Source organism: Desulfobacter sp. (genome assembly GCF_050177295.1).
The window spans coordinates 1-16,516 of record NZ_JBFXHE010000056.1 but is presented as its reverse complement, the minus strand read 5'-3'; the positions used below and the strand labels follow the sequence as shown (position 1 = coordinate 16,516).

Genomic DNA, 16,516 nt, shown 5'->3' with positions numbered 1-16,516 from the left:
CAATGCGGACCACATCATCATGGAATGCGGAGATGGGCCTGCAGGGCATCATATAAAGCCGTGAATAACAATTTTCTTCTTTATGGTCGTAATGCACCAGGGAATCCAGATTGAATTTTTCCAGGCATGCCTCCCGGTCTTTATGCGTATTAAGATAGGTGAGATCCTTGGTGTCCTTAATCTGGAAATCTCTTATGATAATATCTTCTATGGAGCGTTTATACATTCTGGGATCCAGCCACACATCCACTCCGGCATTCTTTTTATTCACAAAGGCAAAGAGCCTGTACCCAAGAATACCTTTCAGGCAGTCCGCCACTTCAGTTATAATTTCTGCGGGAGATGTTTTTCCATTCAGAGCCACAATATGGCGGGCCAGTTTGTTCTGTGCATCGGCCCTATTCAGGGAAGATCCGAATACCAGGCCGAAAACAGCTGATAATCGATGGCTCAATCTATCAAGATTTTTACTCATGGCCCTTCCTTTTTTATAAAATTAAATTTTATATTTTTTGCCTTTTTGTAAATATTAAAATTATAAAAAGCAACAAGCATGCCAGACACGCTTAAACAAAAACATTCAATTAAATTTCAATACATTACGCCAAATTTGCATTTAACATAAATCCAACAAACAGGAAAAACTTGCAGGGTTCTGCGTCACTGTTCTGTCATCCCCCGCCAAAGGAGTGACGCCGGAAGAGACCTTTAATTTCAAAAGAAGATTTTCTTGTTATCTGTTGGCTTTTTGAGTTATATGAAAAGCCTAATACGCCTTAACTATTTAAAAATCAATAATTGAAACAAGCCCGGATTAATGCCGCCTTCCGAAAAAAACAACACAACTCTGAATTTCCCCAGATGCATGAAATTCTTAGATAAAATTACCGGACTTCTGCAAATTTGGGCTGCTTTGTTTATCTTTCTCGCTTTGTTGATTCTTTTTCTGCCCGCCCAGACAGGCAAGCCCCTTTGCCTGATTTTCTTCATGCTCAACGGATCATTTATTATCCTGCTGCTTTCATGGGTAAAAAGCATTAAACTAGTTATGAAAGAAACCGGATTGATCGTATCTAATTCAAAGGATTTGATGTGGGCCATGGATTCTCGACTGAATGCCACATTTATTTGCGGAGATCCGGAACATATATCGGGTAAAAACGCCATGGCTCTTCTAAATAAACCGTTGGCGTCCATCTTACCCGAAGATGCAAGGGATCGCTTTAATACCCTTATCGGTGAGAACCAACCCTTTTCCATGGAGTGCCTCATTTCCAAAGGTGAAAATTCGACACTGCCTGTAGAGATCCTGGCCGAGCCTATCCAGGGATCCGGGCAGGATACATTTCATGGGATCATACGGGATATATCAGATCAAAAAAAATTGCAGGTCCTTAAAAAAGAACTTAACAGCTCAAAAAAACTAAAGAACCTAGGAGATCTTGCAGGCAGTGTTGCCCATGATCTGAACAACAGCCTGGCAGGCATTGCCACTTATCCTGAAATACTTCTTATGGACGACACCCTGTCCCCCAAAATCCGAGCAAGCCTTGATATTATTAAAGAGTCCGGCCAAAACGCCTCTGCCGTGGTCAGTGACCTCTTAACCATTTCCAGAGGGATCAGAGAGGAATGCCAGCTCCTGAATATCAATACGATTATCAAGCGGTTCATGGCTGCCCCAGAGTTTGAAAAAATAAAAACGGCATACGGAAAGGTGGATATTGAGATGCACCTTGAACCTGAACTTTTAACCATATCCGGCTCCTATAGACATATTGAAAAAAGCATTATGCATCTTGTGATCAATGCGCTTGAAGAGACTGCGGCAACGGCAGGCCGCGGCAACGGCACAATCGTCCTGTCAACGGCCAACCATTATGTGGACAGTGAGAAAGACGGGTACACGCAACAGAATCTGTCCCCGGGCGAATATGTGATGCTTGAAGTGCTGGACGCCGGAAAAGGGATACCTGAAGATTGCCTGAATAAAATCTTTGATCCCTTTTTCACCAAAAAGAAGATGGGAAGGTCCGGCAGTGGTCTTGGCCTGACCCTAGTAAAAAACACGGTTCTCGACCACCAAGGAGAAATCTTTGTTGCCTCTGATGAAAACGGAACAAAGTTCACACTGCTGTTTCCTGCCCTTCGCTCGGAGCTGCCGACAACAAGTCAATCCACCTCCATTGAGGAGATCAGAGGAAAGGGAGAAACCCTTCTGGTTGTGGATGACCTGGCAAGCCAGCGTAAAATTGCACAAACCATCCTTAAAAATTTAGGGTACAAGGTGTTTAGCGTTGCCGACGGGATTCAGGCCCTTGATTTCATCATGCAGACCCCTGTGGATCTACTGATTTTAGACATGGTCATGGCCCCCTCCATTTCCGGACTTGAGACCTACAAACGGATCAAAAAAATCCGACCGTCCCAGAAAGCCATTCTTGCAAGTGGACATTCGGAATCAGAAGATGTATTAAAAGCCCTGTCTATAGGAGCAGGAGCCTTTGTTAAAAAACCCTATACCATATTGGATATGGGCATTGCCGTAAAAGAGGAACTTAACAGATGATGGATATTTTAAAAACAAAAGCGGATATGCAGGCCTGGTCTGCTGCAAAAAAAAGAGAGGGAAAGACCATCAGTTTTGTACCCACCATGGGATACCTTCACAAAGGACATGTTTCGCTGCTTGACATAGGCAAGCCTTTGAGTGATGAGCTGGTCCTGAGCATTTTTGTCAATCCCACCCAGTTTGCCCCCAATGAAGACCTGGACGCCTATCCCAGCAATATTCGCAATGACCTGGATCTGGCACAGCAGGCAGGCGTAACAGCTGTTTTCCTTCCGGATAAAAACGAAATGTACGGGCCAAACTACCAGACCCGTGTCTCTCTGGACCATCTTCCCCAGTACCTGTGCGGCCGGTCCCGCCCTGTCCATTTCGGGGGAGTGGCCACGGTGGTGACCAAACTGTTCAACATTGTCATGCCTGATGTGGCGGTTTTCGGGAAAAAAGACTTCCAGCAGCTTGCCATCATCAGACAGATGGTGAAGGACCTGGATTTCAATATCCAGATCATCGGCGGGGAGATCATCAGGGAAGAAGACGGGTTGGCCATGAGCTCCAGAAATGCCTATCTTACGCCGGAGCAGCGTACTTCCGCGGTCTGCCTTTCCAAAGCCATCAACCTTTTAAAACAAAGGGTTGCCAAGGGCATCCGGTCTGTTCCGGATCTTGTCAGGGAGATGGAAGCCTTTATACTCTCATTTGAGCACACCCGGATTGATTACATTGAATTGTGCAATCCCCGGACCCTTGAGCCGGTGGAAACCGTCCAGGCAGAAACCCTTGTGGCCCTGGCCGTACAGGTGGGAAAATCAAGGCTGATTGACAATGCCCTGATTGAAGCGCCCTGATCTTTTTTACACCGGCGGTTTCACCACGACAATCACCCGGCACTCCTTTAAAAAGATGTGGCGCTCGCTCTCCCTGTCCAGGGTTTTGGCGTCTGCCATGCTCATCACAATGGCGCCGGTTTTGTCCCCGGTTTTTCTTAATGCCTTGACCACCAGGGGATTTGAACCGGTTCTGGCAGACGCAAGGGCCTGGTCCATGTCGCACAGATAGGCGCAGACCCCGTTTTGAACGGCAAATTCCCGACTTATAAAAACAGAGGAATAGATTTCCCTGCCCTGTTCACTGACAATGGTGGGATAAAGTAAGGGCTCAAAATTTAACATTCTTGCATCCACAATCAGTCCGGTATATGGCTTGGCAGCGGCTGAAGGCGTCTTGTCAACCGGTTCAGCCAACCCCTGCTTCAGTTCGCTGATCTTGGGAATCTCCCGGATGTGATCCGGAAGCACCAGTTGAAGAAATCGGCCATAGGATGTGGCCTCCACCCAAACTTCCACATCCAGGGCAGATGTATACAGTTGACCGCAAACCCGGGCATCCTGGGCAACCTTCTCAATCCCGGCAAGAATGGCATCATGGGTTGATGCGTATTCCCCAACCGTGAGATCCCCTGAAATTTTGATCTGCTTGAGAATGGCAATCAGGTTCCGGGTGGCACAAGCTCTGGCAGACCCAGGCATGGCCACAGCCTTGCCTTCGGCATTGATTTCGGGAGATGCATGGCCTGTGGCCGTAAAAAGGCCGGTTGTCCAGTCTATGTGCCCGTTTTCAAGGGATTGAAGACAATTGGGGAAGGCTTTTGCCGTAAACATTGTCATGCCCAAAACAAAGACCCCTAAAATAAGGATTTGATGGGGTTTCATCCGTTAAGCGCTCTCGCCTGATGGGGAGACTTTCTGGAAAATGAAGCAAGAAAATGGTGTTCAAGCAAATCAGCAATTGATTTTATATCCTCTAACCCAAAACAGTTTTTTTTTTCGGGCCGGATATCCGTATCTGTCACAAAAGCAACAAGATTAGGGTCTTCAAGACATAAAGGTGCTTCATGGGGGCTATTTTTCCTGAACACCTCAATTTTGGGAAGAGACAATGTCTTGAATCCTTCAGCAAGAATAAGGTCCGTATCACCCAGATAGTGAAAAAATTTCTCTTCGTCCGGACGGGTATCCTCTTTTACCAGGGCCACCTTTGTATCCGTCACAATAAGAGAGGCAACAGCACCGGCATTTTTATGCCGCCAGCTGTCCTTTCCCTTTTTGTCAAAATTTAAATTATGATGGGTATGTTTCACAGATCCCACACGAAACCCGCGTGCGCTGAGCTCTCTGATCAACTTTTCCATCAACGTGGTTTTCCCTGAGTTGGATTTGCCGACAATTAAAACAACCCGAGGCGTTTTTTTACTGTTCATATACACAGCCTTGAATGTTTTTTATTCTTGAACCATGGATTAAATACGGCTAAGGTATAAGATGCACATGTAAAAAAGTCAAGAAAAGGAGGATATTATGGATTTATCTTATATTTGCGTTAATCATAATTGCTCGTTCCCGGGGGCAAATCCCTTTGAAGTGACATTCAAATCAGAATCCATCATGGATGAAAATAATGTTGCAAGCCTGTTTTGCCCTTTTTGTGGAAATGAACTCATGCTGGTACGGGTTCCGGATGTATTCCCGGAAAATTTACCAAAGGACAACACAATATAGCACAGCTGAATCAAAACGAATGTGTTTCGGCTCGGCCTGAAAACCTATGAAGTTTCGGTTAAAAATATACTCTGCAATTTTTATTGTCTTGCTTTCAATCGGCATCAGCGGATTCATGCTCTTTGAGAATATGTCATTGATCAATGCCATATATTTTTCAATTGTAACTATGGCGACTGTGGGCTATGGCGATATCCATCCGAAAACTGAAATCGGTAAAATTCTGACCATCATCATCATCATTGGGGGGGTCGGGACATTTCTAAGTATAGTTGCCAGTATTACAGACGTATTTGTCAACCGTCGTGAAGAAAAAATTCGGCAAGAAAAAGTCAATATGGTGTTGGGATTGTTTTTCAGTGAAATGGGGAACGACCTTTTAAAACATTTTGTCCAATTTGATCATGAAGTAGACGGGTTATACAAAAATCTCAAAATTTCAACAGAATGGGAAAATGAAGAGTTCAACAACGCATATCAGCTTTAAAAAAAACATCGGGTTTCGATCAATTCGCATAAAGGAGACCTGGCGGCTTTATTGACATGTATGCAAAGCCGGGCAGATTTGCTTTTAAGATTAATTGAAAATCCGACGATTCAGGAACACGAGCATTTTACGGAATTGCTTCGTGCAATATTCCATCTGCGGGACGAACTCTCACACCGCAACAATTTATCTGAATTATTGGACTCTGATCGTAAACACCTTGAAGGGGATATCTCAAGGGTCTATAAGTTGTTGATATTTGAATGGCTGCGTTATCTTCGTTATATCAAAAAAAATTATGGCTATCTTTTTTCTTTGGCAATTCGTACCAATCCTTTTGACCCGGAGGCAACGATTGCCGTAAAAAACTAAAATCATAACCAGTATTTCACAGGCCCGAATCGAGAAAAAATGCAGAAAGCTACTCAAAAATCCGGATGAGCCTCACCCCATCCAGCCGAAGTCCGGCATTAAGGATCCGGGTTCTAAGATGCGCCTGTTCTTTGATCAGTGCCTCAATTTCTTTAGCCGAAATTCCGGGGTTAATTTTTGAAAGGGTGACCAGACGGTCCTTTTCCCGGGTCAACACGTTCTCCATTTCAGCCGCACCTTCAAGCCGATGCATCTGTGCTGTTTTTTCGGCCAGGTTCTGACTTTTCTCCAGCATCTCCGGAAGAATTTCTCCAACCAGTTGCGGCAGCGCCAAAAACCAGCCCGGGTCATCCGACATAAGAGACGATTCCCAGTTGGCAGGCAGATCATCCGAAGCCAGCGGTCTTCCGTGATGGTCAACCACAACACGAATCGGCACAGTGGCAAGAAACCTGTCGGCCAACGATCCGTCCCCGTCAGGAAGATCCAGAAGGAAAAGCGTTTCAAGAACCAGGCCCTGCCGGCCTGTTCCGGAAAGCCTGGCCACGGCAGACGCTCCTTCGCCCTGGGTAATAAAATACTCCATCACCTGACGGACAAAGGGGTGATCCCAGGTTAAAAAATCAAGATCGTCACGGGCAATGGCTGTGGCCCTGTCAAAGGTGACAAATTTGCCGCCACCGCTCAGTGTGGGGAAATTTTCATCGGTCATTCGATCCGGTATAAAAGAGACCACCGAATTGCCCGAAACCTCGGTGATCCGATCGGTTTCAATGCCGTAAACATCCAACAGATCCTCCATTAAATTATGAAGCTCGTGGGATTTTTCCGTTTGTTGAATCATTTGAATTAATGCATGGGCAGATTCCGGTTTAAACGAATTTAACTCAAGAAGAATATGACGGCCCTGGTTCAGCGTTCGGGTCATCTGCGTGACAAAGGCTGCAGTATCACGAATCAAGCGCGTCATTTTCTGTTCAATTTCAGAATCGATCACGCCAACCGGCTGTTTATCCGCCTGCGCCATCAATTGAACCACACGGGATTTAAACCGATTAAATACGGCGTGCAACCCGTTGACGTTCTCTTTAAAAAGGCCGATTCCCTGATCATACCACAGGGCTAAAATCTCATGGGCGGTGTTGCGGATATACGGTACATGGATGACAATTTTTTCTTTTTGGCCGATGCGGTCCAGCCGACCAATTCGCTGCTCTAAACGTTCCGGGTTTACGGGAAGATCATAAAGAAACAGATGATGGACAAACTGAAAATTTCTTCCTTCACTGCCGATTTCAGAACAGACCAGCAATCTTGCCCCTTCAGGGTCGGCAAACCAGGCAGCCTGGCGGTCCCTGGCCAGCAGGTCCATGCTTTCGTCGAACCGGGCCGCATCCACACGGATATGCGCTTCAAGTCCCTGGAGCACCGCCGCTACGATCTGCCTTGAACGGCAAATCACCAAAATTTTCTCAGGCTTTAACCTACGGCATAGTTGGGCAAGACAGGCGACTTTGGGATCACCGGCTGGATCATCTTCCAAACGAGACCTCCCCTCAAGGGGAATCAGGCTCACCTCTCGTTCAGGAAGGCCTTTTATGGAACGGCGTCTGTTTCTGAAAATTACCCTGCCGGGTCCAAAAGCGTCCAGGAGCGACGCTGCAGACTCTCCCCGGTCCAATTTTTCCCTGACTTGTTGTGCCACGGCTTTATGCCCTTCCAACTCCGCGACAAAAGCTGAAAAATCATGATAACGGCACGGATCTAAAAGTTTTAACTGAGCGAAATGGTTTTCAAGCCCCATCTGCTCCGGCGTTGCCGTAAGAAGCATCATCCCCCGGGTCTCAGTATCCAGACCGGCCATAAATTGATAAAGGGGGGAATCCTCTGCCATATGGTGGGCTTCATCCATAACCACCATATCCCACCCCGCGCTGATCAACGCCTTTTTCGCATGGTCCGAGTCACTGATAAAGGATTCGGCACAGATCCCCTGCTGATCCAAAAGAAAAGGATTCATGTCCGGCTCAGCCGCAGCAGCTTCGGTTAAATAGGCTTGATCAAAAATGCGAAAAATCAAGCTGAATTTTCGATACAATTCAATAAACCACTGGTGAACCAAGGCATCGGGAACAATAATCAGCACCCTTGAAATTTGAAACGTGACCAGAAGGCGGTGAAGAATCAAACCCGCCTCAATCGTCTTCCCAAGGCCTGTTTCATCCGAGAGCAGAACCCGTGGAAAATACCGGCTGGAGACCTCACCGGCAATATAGAACTGATGGGGGATCAAATCCACCTGACCGCCTAAAAATCCCCTGGCCGGTGATTTCTGATACGCCCCTTGCGCCGATCGGATACGATATCTTAGATCAAACTTCCCGGATGTTCCGGAAAGCCCGGAAAGAAGCTTTGAAAAGGGCATGTCCACGGATAAAACCGATGACAATTCATGCTCAAAAAGCCTTTTTTCCCCTTGAAAATAAGTGAGAATCCCAGCCCTTTCCTCCACTTTTTCCACGGTTATCCGTGTTCCGTCTTCTCCGCTGATCCGGTCTCCCGGTTGGAACCGTATTCTTTTGATGGGCGCTGCCGCCCTGCTGTATTTCCTTGAACAGTCCGAACCGGGAAAAAGCAGGGTCAGGGTTCTTGCGTCAAAAGAGAAAAGAATTCCCAACCCCAATTCAGGCTCGGTTTCAGAAACCCATCGTTGCCCTTTAAAAAGACTGCCTGTCCTAGACACTTCGCTCATGCCGCGGTCAACTCACCCATGATAATTGTGTAAAAAGTAGGTCTTATGCCATTCCCGCATGGGGAAGTCAAGCACTGTCCGGGGTGTTGAGCAGAATGTGCTGTTTGAATTTATGATTTACTTAAAAAGGGGCTCACAATGAAGGGTCTTTCAAGCATTTTTTCATACAGGCTGATATAGCTTTCGGCACAGCGGCTGTGGTTGAATTCCGTGACGGACTCAATCATGATCCGCCGGATCTGGACCTCCCTTTCATCGGGATTAAGGGCAAAAAAGTCCATGGCCCGATCCACAGCCCAGTTCAGTCCCTGGGCATCATATACGGTGAAAATAAAACCGTTGCCGCTGGAATTTTCCAGGTCAAGGGGCCTTACCGTGTCATGGAGGCCGCCGGTGTCAAATACAATGGGCAGGGTGCCGTAAATGGCCCCGATGATCTGGGGAAGGCCGCAGGGTTCAAAGGAAGAGGGCATGAAAACAAAATCACTTCCGGCAAATGCCTGGTGGGAGAGTTGTTCATCAAAACTCAAAACGCCTATTCGATGGCTTAAATCATGGAATCCGGCAATATCTTTGAAGTGTTTATAATATTCCCCGTCTGCCACGGAGACGATCTGGATCCCGGTATCCCAGTAGCGTTCTATGGTCTCGTACATGATATGGGCCAGCAGCTGGCATCCTTTTTGGACCGGGTCCAGACGGGATGGCCAGAAAAACAAAGGCGCATCCGGATTTTGTTCAAGGCCGACGGTTTTCTGGAGAAAGGCCTTGTTTTTCTGTTTCATCCCGCGGTGATTTTTCGGCCCGTAATTAAACCGGATCATTTCATCCACTGCCGGGTTGAATTCCGGTTCCGGCGCATTCAAAATACCCGTGGCACAGCCGGCCTTCCATTTGTGGGTCAATTCGGCCTGAAGCCCGGGTTCCACAAAAAGATGGCGGTTTTCAACGATCTCCTGCAAAAACGCAGGACTGACCGTATTGACATAATGGGCTGAAAACACGCCTGAGCAAAGAAAATCGACCCGGTTGGATTCCCGGCTTTCCTCATAACTTTCAGGCATCCGTTTAAAATAAAGCCATTGCCAGAAGGAAGCAGCATCAATCCCCCGGTCCTCTATCTCGGCCAGGGTGGAGGTCATGGTGTGGATATTGTGAATGGAAAACAGGCAGGGAATGCCATACTGCCTTGCCATGGCCGGGATCAGGCCTGTCATCCAGTCGTTGCAGTGGATAATGTCGGGTTTTACCCTGGGGATGATATTATTGATCACCTCCCGCTGAAATGCCAGGGATACCTTTAAATTTGTCTTATAACTAGCGGAATATACTTTTTCTTTATAAAGAAACGCCCGGTCCGCGGCAAAATGAATCCGCTCCTCATTCAGGCATTGCCTGATTTTTTCCACCTCCCGGTCATGCTTTTCGGTGGAATAATCATGATAGATGGAACGGTAATCAGGTATGGCTACATGGACATCGCTGTTCAGATCGAACAGGGCACTGATCAGGGCCGCTGATACATCGGCCAGGCCGCCGGCCTTGGCCGAATAGCCTGCGCAGGATCCCATTTCTTCCGGCAGATAAGTCACCTCCGGGGTGACAATAAGAATTCTTGGTCTATTAGGCATGAGGACCTTCCTTCCACTGTCTTTTTTATATGAAAGTTATGAGTATTGAGTAGTGAGATTTAAAACAAGCTGTTTTTCTCAATACTCAATACTCAATACTCAATACTCAATACTCAATACTCAATACTCAATACTCACATCTTTCATTCTTTGTTGTGGGCTGAACCACGGTGAAGAAACCGGTCAGCCCATGGCTGTTATTCAATAATTGAATTGTTGCATCTTCTGTGCCTGCAGAAGACCAGCCATCCTATCCCCTGGTACATCAGGCATGGGCAGTTATACGCCTCTTGAAATCGGTTCAAAATTTTTTAAATCTTTGTCAACTAACTTTCCAGAATGTAAAAGAATCAGACATCACCCCCCCCCCTTTGGTATTTTCACAACCTGGAGGATGGACAAAAACAAACCTTGCTGATATGAAAACCTATTTGATTGATAACCTCACAGAGAAACAGGGTATGATGAACAAAAGCAGTATTGAGGAGCGCGACAAGCGTCTCATAAAAAAATTCCGAAACATTGTCGAGGAAAAGGAGCAACTCCGGGCCCAGTTCAAGCAGCAGGTCCCTCACAGACGCTCATGGTCCCTCTTGGCGCCGGCAGGATTCATCTTGGCGGCAGGCATCATATTCATGGTCTACCACACGATTCCCGAACGCACGCTGACAGACCCCTCATCCACCCCGGAAAAATTTGAGACCGCCTCCCAAAAAAATTCAATGCCCATGGCTCAACACCCATTAACTGATGTTGAAAAACCGGATCTGCCCAATGAAAAGCCGGTCCAGGCACTCTTGTCTGAAACGGTGCCTGTTTTAGCGTCAGAAGAGGAGCCGCCGCATTCCGACGTTGTACAGACTGAAATTCTACAGACCTCGGAAAAGGCGGCACCTGTGGAGACACTTCCAGAGATCGTCAGCACCACCGATGTGACCATCGAGGAACTGGTTATCTGCCGCAGCATCAAAAACAGGCAATATATATCTCCGGAGAACCGTTTTTCCATGGAAAACGGTGCAAAACCAGTGGTCTGGATATGGATGAACGTCCTGACCGACAAGCCCCCCCAAGACCTGAGCCACATCTATTACCTAAACGGCGAGAGGTTCTGCCGAATCATTCTCCCGGTCCTCTACCCCAGGACCCGAACCTGGAGTAACGTGAGATTGAACAAACCGGAGCATGCCGGATCTTGGCGTGTGGACGTTGTCAACAATAGCGGGCAGGTAATCGCAAGAACCGATTTCACCGTTGGAAGCTGACGGATTCTTTCATTCCTTGATACCCTCCCCACTTCTGCGATAAACCAGGGCATGCAAACTTGGTATCGATACACGCTCTTGTGCTCGAACGAGACCTTCTACAGCCGAAAAGGATATACATATCAAGTTCCACTTTTCATGGGTTTGATGCCAATAATTAATAATAATCGGAGGGTTTAAATTCCACGTTGGGGCATTTGGATATTGATGTTGTTGTCTCAATGAAAATTTGAAATGATCTATATCCGCAATACGTGTGTTATTGAATGCTGCTTTAAAATAAGCTTAGGCGAGGATAAATAGACATATGTGTCGCTCATCACCGAAATCAAAAATTCGAATAAACAAGCAATATCGGAGTGTTGAATACTAATAATAGTCCGGGGTTTTGAATTCTACATTTGGGACATTCCGATATTGATATAGTCCACATTAAAAAACGAAAGATATCAAAAATGGTGAACAAGAGGGATTTGACGAAATTTAATTTAATCGTTAAATTTATGACATGCTTACCTCAAGTTTGTGTTTTATCTTCTCCCAACCCGGGATGACAGAGTCTAAGAGCTTATAAAAATCCGGGCTATGATTATGATATTTCAGGTGGCACAGTTCGTGGGTAACAACATAATCGATACACTCTTTAGGTGCTTTAACCAGGTCGGTATTGAGGGTCACTGTGCCCTTGTTTGAAAGGCTGCCCCATCTTTTTTGCATTCGTTTAACAGATAGGTTTGGCTTTCCAATGCCCAGACCATTGAATTTCTGCCAACAGCGTTCCATACTCTCGGCAAATTGAAGTTGTGCCTTTTCCGAATACCATTGGTTTAATAGCTTCTTGGCAACATTTGGAGTCGGCTCGTTCCGGCAATTAACATGAAAAAAGCCGCGAGACAATTTCACTGAGTTTTCCTGTCCCTTGGCTAATTTCAAACGGAATGGCTTCCCAAGGTACAAATGGGTCTCGCCGTTCACGTAACATCGATCAGGCGTCTTTGGAGTAAACTGCTTGAAATAATTCAGCTGTCTGAGAATCCAACGAGCCCGCTTTATTATTTTCTTTTCTATCAATGTGATATCGTACTGCACGGGGGCTTTAACGATAATCGTACTGTCAGGATGCACAGCAATTTCCATCGTTTTTCTGTCACAGTATAACAGACTGAAATCGATGGTCTTCCGGCCGTAAACAACCGAGTGTTTATTGCTATGAATTAATGCCTCCATTATTTATAACTCCTGTGCTTTGCCACCTGCAGGGCTTTCTCAATGATGTCATCCATCTGATCAAGCGATAATTCAATCCCTCTTTCCGTCTTGATCTCATCATAGAGGTAGTCGTCAATCTCATTTACTGCCTGTTTCTGAACGTCTTCATCATCCCAGAAATGAACTTTCTTATGTTTTTCCAATATGCCATGAATAGCAATTGCCGTATCAGCCGCTGCTGATTCAAGGTCTTCTTCACCTAATTTGCCAGTTTGCTTAGAATAGGCTTCAAGGAAAGGCTTAAGTACCCCGAAATAGGCCATGGCATCTTCATTCCCGGAAAGCTTATCCGGTATATCTTCATGTACCTTACCAACAACCTTGTTGCGGATCTCCACGACTTTATTCAGATAATCCAGATCGAATATCCTCTTAGCCCTGAAATCTTCAATTGCTTTCTGGATCAGTTTTGAGAACTTTTCGTAAAACGCAGGGTCTTCATCCATCTTTTCGGTGATGACTTTCTTCGTGGCATGTGCAATCGTATCAGCCTTTGAAGCCGTTGTTTTTTTGCTACCATAAATCGCTTGTTCTTCTTTAACCACCATGAAAGCTTCATCATCAAAGATATTGACCGGCTCGTTCAGCTGAACAACTTCGTTGGCTTGAATGTGTGTATCCAGAAGCTTTTTGATTTTGGGCTCATAATCCCGGTAGTCAATAGCCTCTGCATACCGGAGTTTGACAGATGCTTTGAGTGACTGGAATTTCCGAAGATCTGCCTTGTATCTGGATAAAGTCTTCTCGTCGGTTTTGGTCAGGAAATTCTCGGAAGAGAGTGCGATGCCAAGGGTTTTCCCAAACTCCGAAAGACGGCCGTAAAACTCTTCTCTAAGTTCATCATCGGCAAGCAGCACTTCATAAGCCTCTTCATCGTAGGAATGCTTAACCGTTTTAAATAGATCCCAAAGATCAGAATACCTGCCGGGCAGTTTTTCGATTTCGCTGTTAATGGATGTAAGCGTGCCGACCAGATCGGATTCATCGAACCCTTCAAATGCGCTGTACATGGTAAGCGCTTTGTCCAGCTCACCGAGGACGCTTGCATAGTCGACGATAAAACCGAACTCCTTACCCTCATGGAGACGGTTGACCCGGGCAATTGCTTGAAGCAGCGTGTGCTCCCTCAGTACCCTGCACAGATAGAGAACCGCGTTTCGCGGAGCGTCAAAACCCGTGAGCAGCTTATCAACGACAATAAGGATTTCAGGTTCGCTACCGTGTTTAAACTGGTTGATGAGCTGCTTGGTGTATTCTTCTTCACTGCCATAGCGCTTCATCATTTTTTGCCAGAATTTTACAACCTCATCCGTTGTTTCATCATCGGTCTCTTCATATCCTTCACGCATATCCGGCGGCGAGATAACAACCTCGGAACTGACAATACCAATTTCATTCATATACGCATTGTACTTGAGCGCCGATGCTTTATTCGGGGCCACCAGCTGGGCCTTGAATCCTGTTCCCTGCCAGCTCCCCCGAAAGTGTTCGCTGATGTCAAACGCTCTCATGTATATGACCTGATCGGCCTTGTTCAGCATTTCTGCTCGTGCATATTTCCGTTTCAGGTCTGCCTGCTGCTCCTTGGTCAGCCCCTGCGTGTGCCGCTCAAACCACAGATCAACTGCTTCTCTGTTTTGTGTCATCTCCACATGCCGCCCCTCATACAGAAGCGGAACCACCGCGCCATCTTCAACGGCCTGTGTGATGGAATAATGGGGCTCCACCAGTTCACCAAATTTGGTGAAGTTGTTTTTTTCCTTCTTTAACAGCGGTGTGCCGGTAAATCCCAAATAACAGGCATGGGGAAACATCTGTCTCATCCGGGCGGAAAAGGAACCGAACTGGGTACGGTGGCTCTCATCCACCAGAATGAAAATATCGGGCGACTGATCCTGATATTTTTTTACCGCATAAGCTTTGTCGAACTTGTGAATGAGGGTTGTGATAATTCCTGACTTCTTTTCAGCGACCAATTCCAGCAGGTTTCTGCCTGATGTTGCCCGGCTTGCTCCAAGGCCACAGGCGGTAAAGGTGTTCCCAAGCTGCTTGTCGAGGTCGTCACGATCTGTCACAAGAACAATTCTCGGATTCAAAATTTCGGGATCTAAGGCCAGGTTACGGGCCAGCATCACCATGGTCAGTGACTTTCCTGATCCTTGCGTGTGCCAGATCACACCGCCTTTACGCGAACCTATGCTATCAAAGTGCTTTACCCGATTCAGGGTAGACTTGATGACGAAATACTGCTGATAGCGGGCAACCTTTTTGAGCCCCCCATCAAATACCGTAAACTTCCACGCCAATTCCAAGAGCCTTTCCGGACGGCAAAGAGAGAACAGCGACTTATCCTGTTCGGTCACCAGCCTGCTTCCGGTGAAAGCTTCCGGCTTAACATCAAAGGTAGAAAAAATTTTAGCGACAACATGCTCGGCAAGTGGTTGGTTGACTACTGCTGCCAGTTTTTCAAATTCACGCTCGCCGTTATCCATCTGAGGTTCTTTCCATACACCCCAGAACTTTGCAGCGGTACCCGTTGTTGCGTACATAGCGCTGTTTTTATTCAGAGCCAGGACCATCTGACTGTAGATAAAGAGCTTTGGGATATAATCATCATTCTGATTTCTGATCGACTGCGAAACGGCCTGTTCCACCTCAATCTGCGGCGCTTTACACTCAATTACACAAAACGGAATACCATTAACGAAAAGAACGATATCCGGACGGGCAGTTTCCGTTGACCGTGAACGTTCAACACTGTATTCGACCGTTACATGAAATTTGTTACGACCGGGGTTATTCTTGGATTTGGGCCAGTCGATATAGTTCATATTGAAGCTTTTCGAATCACCCTCAATGGTCTGCTCCATGGCAGTCCCAAGCGTGATCAGATCGTAAATGGCCTCGTTGGTCTTCAATAACCCATCATATTTTATGTTTTTCAGCTTCTGGATAGCCGACTGAACATTCTCCTCGCTGAAAAGATACTCACTGCCTTTGTATCGAATACGGTTTATCTCTTTGAGCTGGTTGCGCAGAATGTTATCCAATAAAACATTGGAGGTTCGATTCTGCCTTTCGCGTAGGGCTTCAGCTGGTGTCAAAAATTCAAACCCCAGGCCAATCAAAAGCTGCAACGCCGGGATTTGAGAAAGATGCTTTTCATTAATCTGAAAGGTGTTCATGGGGTTACCCCCAATGCATGCCAGTATGGTTTGAATCCCGATTCCGCAATATTTGCAATAAGCGTCAAAAAAGGCTCATAATCATTTTTTGTGTGGGCTGTATCCAGAGTCTCGTAATATTCCAACCGCTTTTCCACAGGCAGAACAACCGGTGGGAACCCGCTTTTCATAAGCTCCAAATTCATCAGCAACCGTGATGTTCTGCCATTGCCGTCCACAAAAGGATGGATTTTCACAAAATCAGCATGAATACGGGCCGCCCTCTCTACCGAATGGAGAAACGCCCCCTCGGTTTGATACCAGTTAATAAAGCTTTGCATGTCGCTTTCTACATGCAGGGCATCGGGCGGAACATGATCGGCACCCGAGATGATGACATTCGTTTTTCTATAGACACCCGCATTTTTGTCATCAATATTTTTCAGGAT

General features: G+C 46.4%; 13 protein-coding genes and 1 pseudogene. 6 read left to right on the top strand and 8 right to left on the bottom strand.

The window, feature by feature from the left end; all coding sequences use genetic code 11:
* A pseudogene (locus AB7U36_RS06600) lies at nucleotides 1-475 on the bottom strand (GGDEF domain-containing protein); the annotation flags it as partial.
* A 390-nt stretch (nucleotides 476-865) separates the two neighbouring features.
* Here AB7U36_RS06600 and AB7U36_RS06595 point away from each other — a divergent pair.
* Nucleotides 866-2,569, top strand: a complete 1,704-nt coding sequence (locus AB7U36_RS06595) for a hybrid sensor histidine kinase/response regulator (protein WP_428158999.1) — start codon at nucleotides 866-868, stop codon at nucleotides 2,567-2,569.
* Complete coding sequence (gene panC, locus AB7U36_RS06590) at nucleotides 2,569-3,417, top strand: pantoate--beta-alanine ligase (RefSeq protein ID WP_428159000.1); 849 nt, start codon at nucleotides 2,569-2,571, stop codon at nucleotides 3,415-3,417. The genes AB7U36_RS06595 and panC overlap by 1 nt, the downstream gene beginning before the upstream one ends.
* Nucleotides 3,418-3,423: 6 nt before the next feature.
* Here the strand turns inward: panC and AB7U36_RS06585 are convergent, their stop codons facing one another.
* Entirely contained in the window at nucleotides 3,424-4,281 is an 858-nt protein-coding gene (locus tag AB7U36_RS06585; protein WP_428158998.1) for a hypothetical protein, read from the bottom strand.
* Nucleotides 4,278-4,829, bottom strand: coding sequence for a molybdopterin-guanine dinucleotide biosynthesis protein B (gene mobB / locus AB7U36_RS06580; RefSeq protein WP_428158997.1), 552 nt, complete (start codon nucleotides 4,827-4,829; stop codon nucleotides 4,278-4,280). The genes AB7U36_RS06585 and mobB overlap by 4 nt, the downstream gene beginning before the upstream one ends.
* Nucleotides 4,830-4,926: 97 nt before the next feature.
* Here mobB and AB7U36_RS06575 point away from each other — a divergent pair, with 97 nt between their 5' ends.
* From AB7U36_RS06575 to AB7U36_RS06565, 3 genes are read left to right on the top strand one after another with little or no spacing between them, the layout of a single operon-like run.
* The gene (locus AB7U36_RS06575; RefSeq protein ID WP_286817737.1) at nucleotides 4,927-5,127 is read left to right on the top strand and encodes a hypothetical protein; all 201 of its coding nucleotides are present in this window, start codon (nucleotides 4,927-4,929) and stop codon (nucleotides 5,125-5,127) included.
* A gap of 46 nt (nucleotides 5,128-5,173) precedes the next feature.
* Entirely contained in the window at nucleotides 5,174-5,614 is a 441-nt protein-coding gene (locus AB7U36_RS06570) for an ion channel (protein WP_428158996.1), read from the top strand.
* Between the two features lie 51 nt (nucleotides 5,615-5,665).
* Nucleotides 5,666-5,986 carry a hypothetical protein gene (locus AB7U36_RS06565; RefSeq protein WP_428158995.1) on the top strand — a complete coding sequence of 107 codons (321 nt, stop codon included), beginning with the start codon at nucleotides 5,666-5,668 and terminating at the stop codon, nucleotides 5,984-5,986.
* A 49-nt stretch (nucleotides 5,987-6,035) separates the two neighbouring features.
* Here AB7U36_RS06565 and AB7U36_RS06560 read toward each other — a convergent pair whose 3' ends face one another.
* Nucleotides 6,036-8,738: an SNF2-related protein gene (locus AB7U36_RS06560; RefSeq protein ID WP_428158994.1), complete on the bottom strand. Its 2,703-nt coding sequence runs from the start codon at nucleotides 8,736-8,738 to the stop codon at nucleotides 6,036-6,038.
* Between the two features lie 110 nt (nucleotides 8,739-8,848).
* Nucleotides 8,849-10,369: a glycogen synthase gene (locus AB7U36_RS06555; protein WP_286817742.1), complete on the bottom strand. Its 1,521-nt coding sequence runs from the start codon at nucleotides 10,367-10,369 to the stop codon at nucleotides 8,849-8,851.
* A 419-nt stretch (nucleotides 10,370-10,788) separates the two neighbouring features.
* On the opposite strand from AB7U36_RS06555, the gene AB7U36_RS06550 reads away from it, so the two are divergent.
* Nucleotides 10,789-11,634 carry a DUF2914 domain-containing protein gene (locus AB7U36_RS06550; RefSeq protein WP_428158993.1) on the top strand — a complete coding sequence of 282 codons (846 nt, stop codon included), beginning with the start codon at nucleotides 10,789-10,791 and terminating at the stop codon, nucleotides 11,632-11,634.
* A 501-nt stretch (nucleotides 11,635-12,135) separates the two neighbouring features.
* Here the strand turns inward: AB7U36_RS06550 and AB7U36_RS06545 are convergent.
* From AB7U36_RS06545 to AB7U36_RS06535, 3 genes are all read right to left on the bottom strand, one after another.
* A complete protein-coding gene (locus AB7U36_RS06545) occupies nucleotides 12,136-12,771 on the bottom strand; it encodes a M48 family metallopeptidase (RefSeq protein WP_428158992.1) in 636 nt (211 codons plus the stop codon).
* Nucleotides 12,772-12,860: 89 nt separating this feature from the next.
* Entirely contained in the window at nucleotides 12,861-16,088 is a 3,228-nt protein-coding gene (locus tag AB7U36_RS06540; RefSeq protein WP_428158991.1) for a type I restriction endonuclease subunit R, read from the bottom strand.
* On the bottom strand, nucleotides 16,085-16,516 hold a 432-nt coding region (locus AB7U36_RS06535), incomplete at its 5' end, for a Fic family protein (protein ID WP_428158990.1). The genes AB7U36_RS06535 and AB7U36_RS06540, both read right to left, overlap by 4 nt.

Excerpts from the sequence above, each read along its gene's own strand:
- AB7U36_RS06595 (WP_428158999.1), top strand. The coding sequence starts at position 866 with ATGAAATTCTTAGATAAAATTACCGGACTTCTGCAAATTTGGGCTGCT.
- panC (WP_428159000.1), top strand. The coding sequence starts at position 2,569 with ATGGATATTTTAAAAACAAAAGCGGATATGCAGGCCTGGTCTGCTGCA.
- AB7U36_RS06585 (WP_428158998.1), bottom strand. The coding sequence starts at position 4,281 with ATGAAACCCCATCAAATCCTTATTTTAGGGGTCTTTGTTTTGGGCATG.
- mobB (WP_428158997.1), bottom strand. The coding sequence starts at position 4,829 with ATGAACAGTAAAAAAACGCCTCGGGTTGTTTTAATTGTCGGCAAATCC.
- AB7U36_RS06575 (WP_286817737.1), top strand. The coding sequence starts at position 4,927 with ATGGATTTATCTTATATTTGCGTTAATCATAATTGCTCGTTCCCGGGG.
- AB7U36_RS06570 (WP_428158996.1), top strand. The coding sequence starts at position 5,174 with ATGAAGTTTCGGTTAAAAATATACTCTGCAATTTTTATTGTCTTGCTT.
- AB7U36_RS06560 (WP_428158994.1), bottom strand. The coding sequence starts at position 8,738 with ATGAGCGAAGTGTCTAGGACAGGCAGTCTTTTTAAAGGGCAACGATGG.
- AB7U36_RS06555 (WP_286817742.1), bottom strand. The coding sequence starts at position 10,369 with ATGCCTAATAGACCAAGAATTCTTATTGTCACCCCGGAGGTGACTTAT.
- AB7U36_RS06550 (WP_428158993.1), top strand. The coding sequence starts at position 10,789 with ATGAAAACCTATTTGATTGATAACCTCACAGAGAAACAGGGTATGATG.
- AB7U36_RS06545 (WP_428158992.1), bottom strand. The coding sequence starts at position 12,771 with ATGGAAATTGCTGTGCATCCTGACAGTACGATTATCGTTAAAGCCCCC.
- AB7U36_RS06540 (WP_428158991.1), bottom strand. The coding sequence starts at position 16,088 with ATGAACACCTTTCAGATTAATGAAAAGCATCTTTCTCAAATCCCGGCG.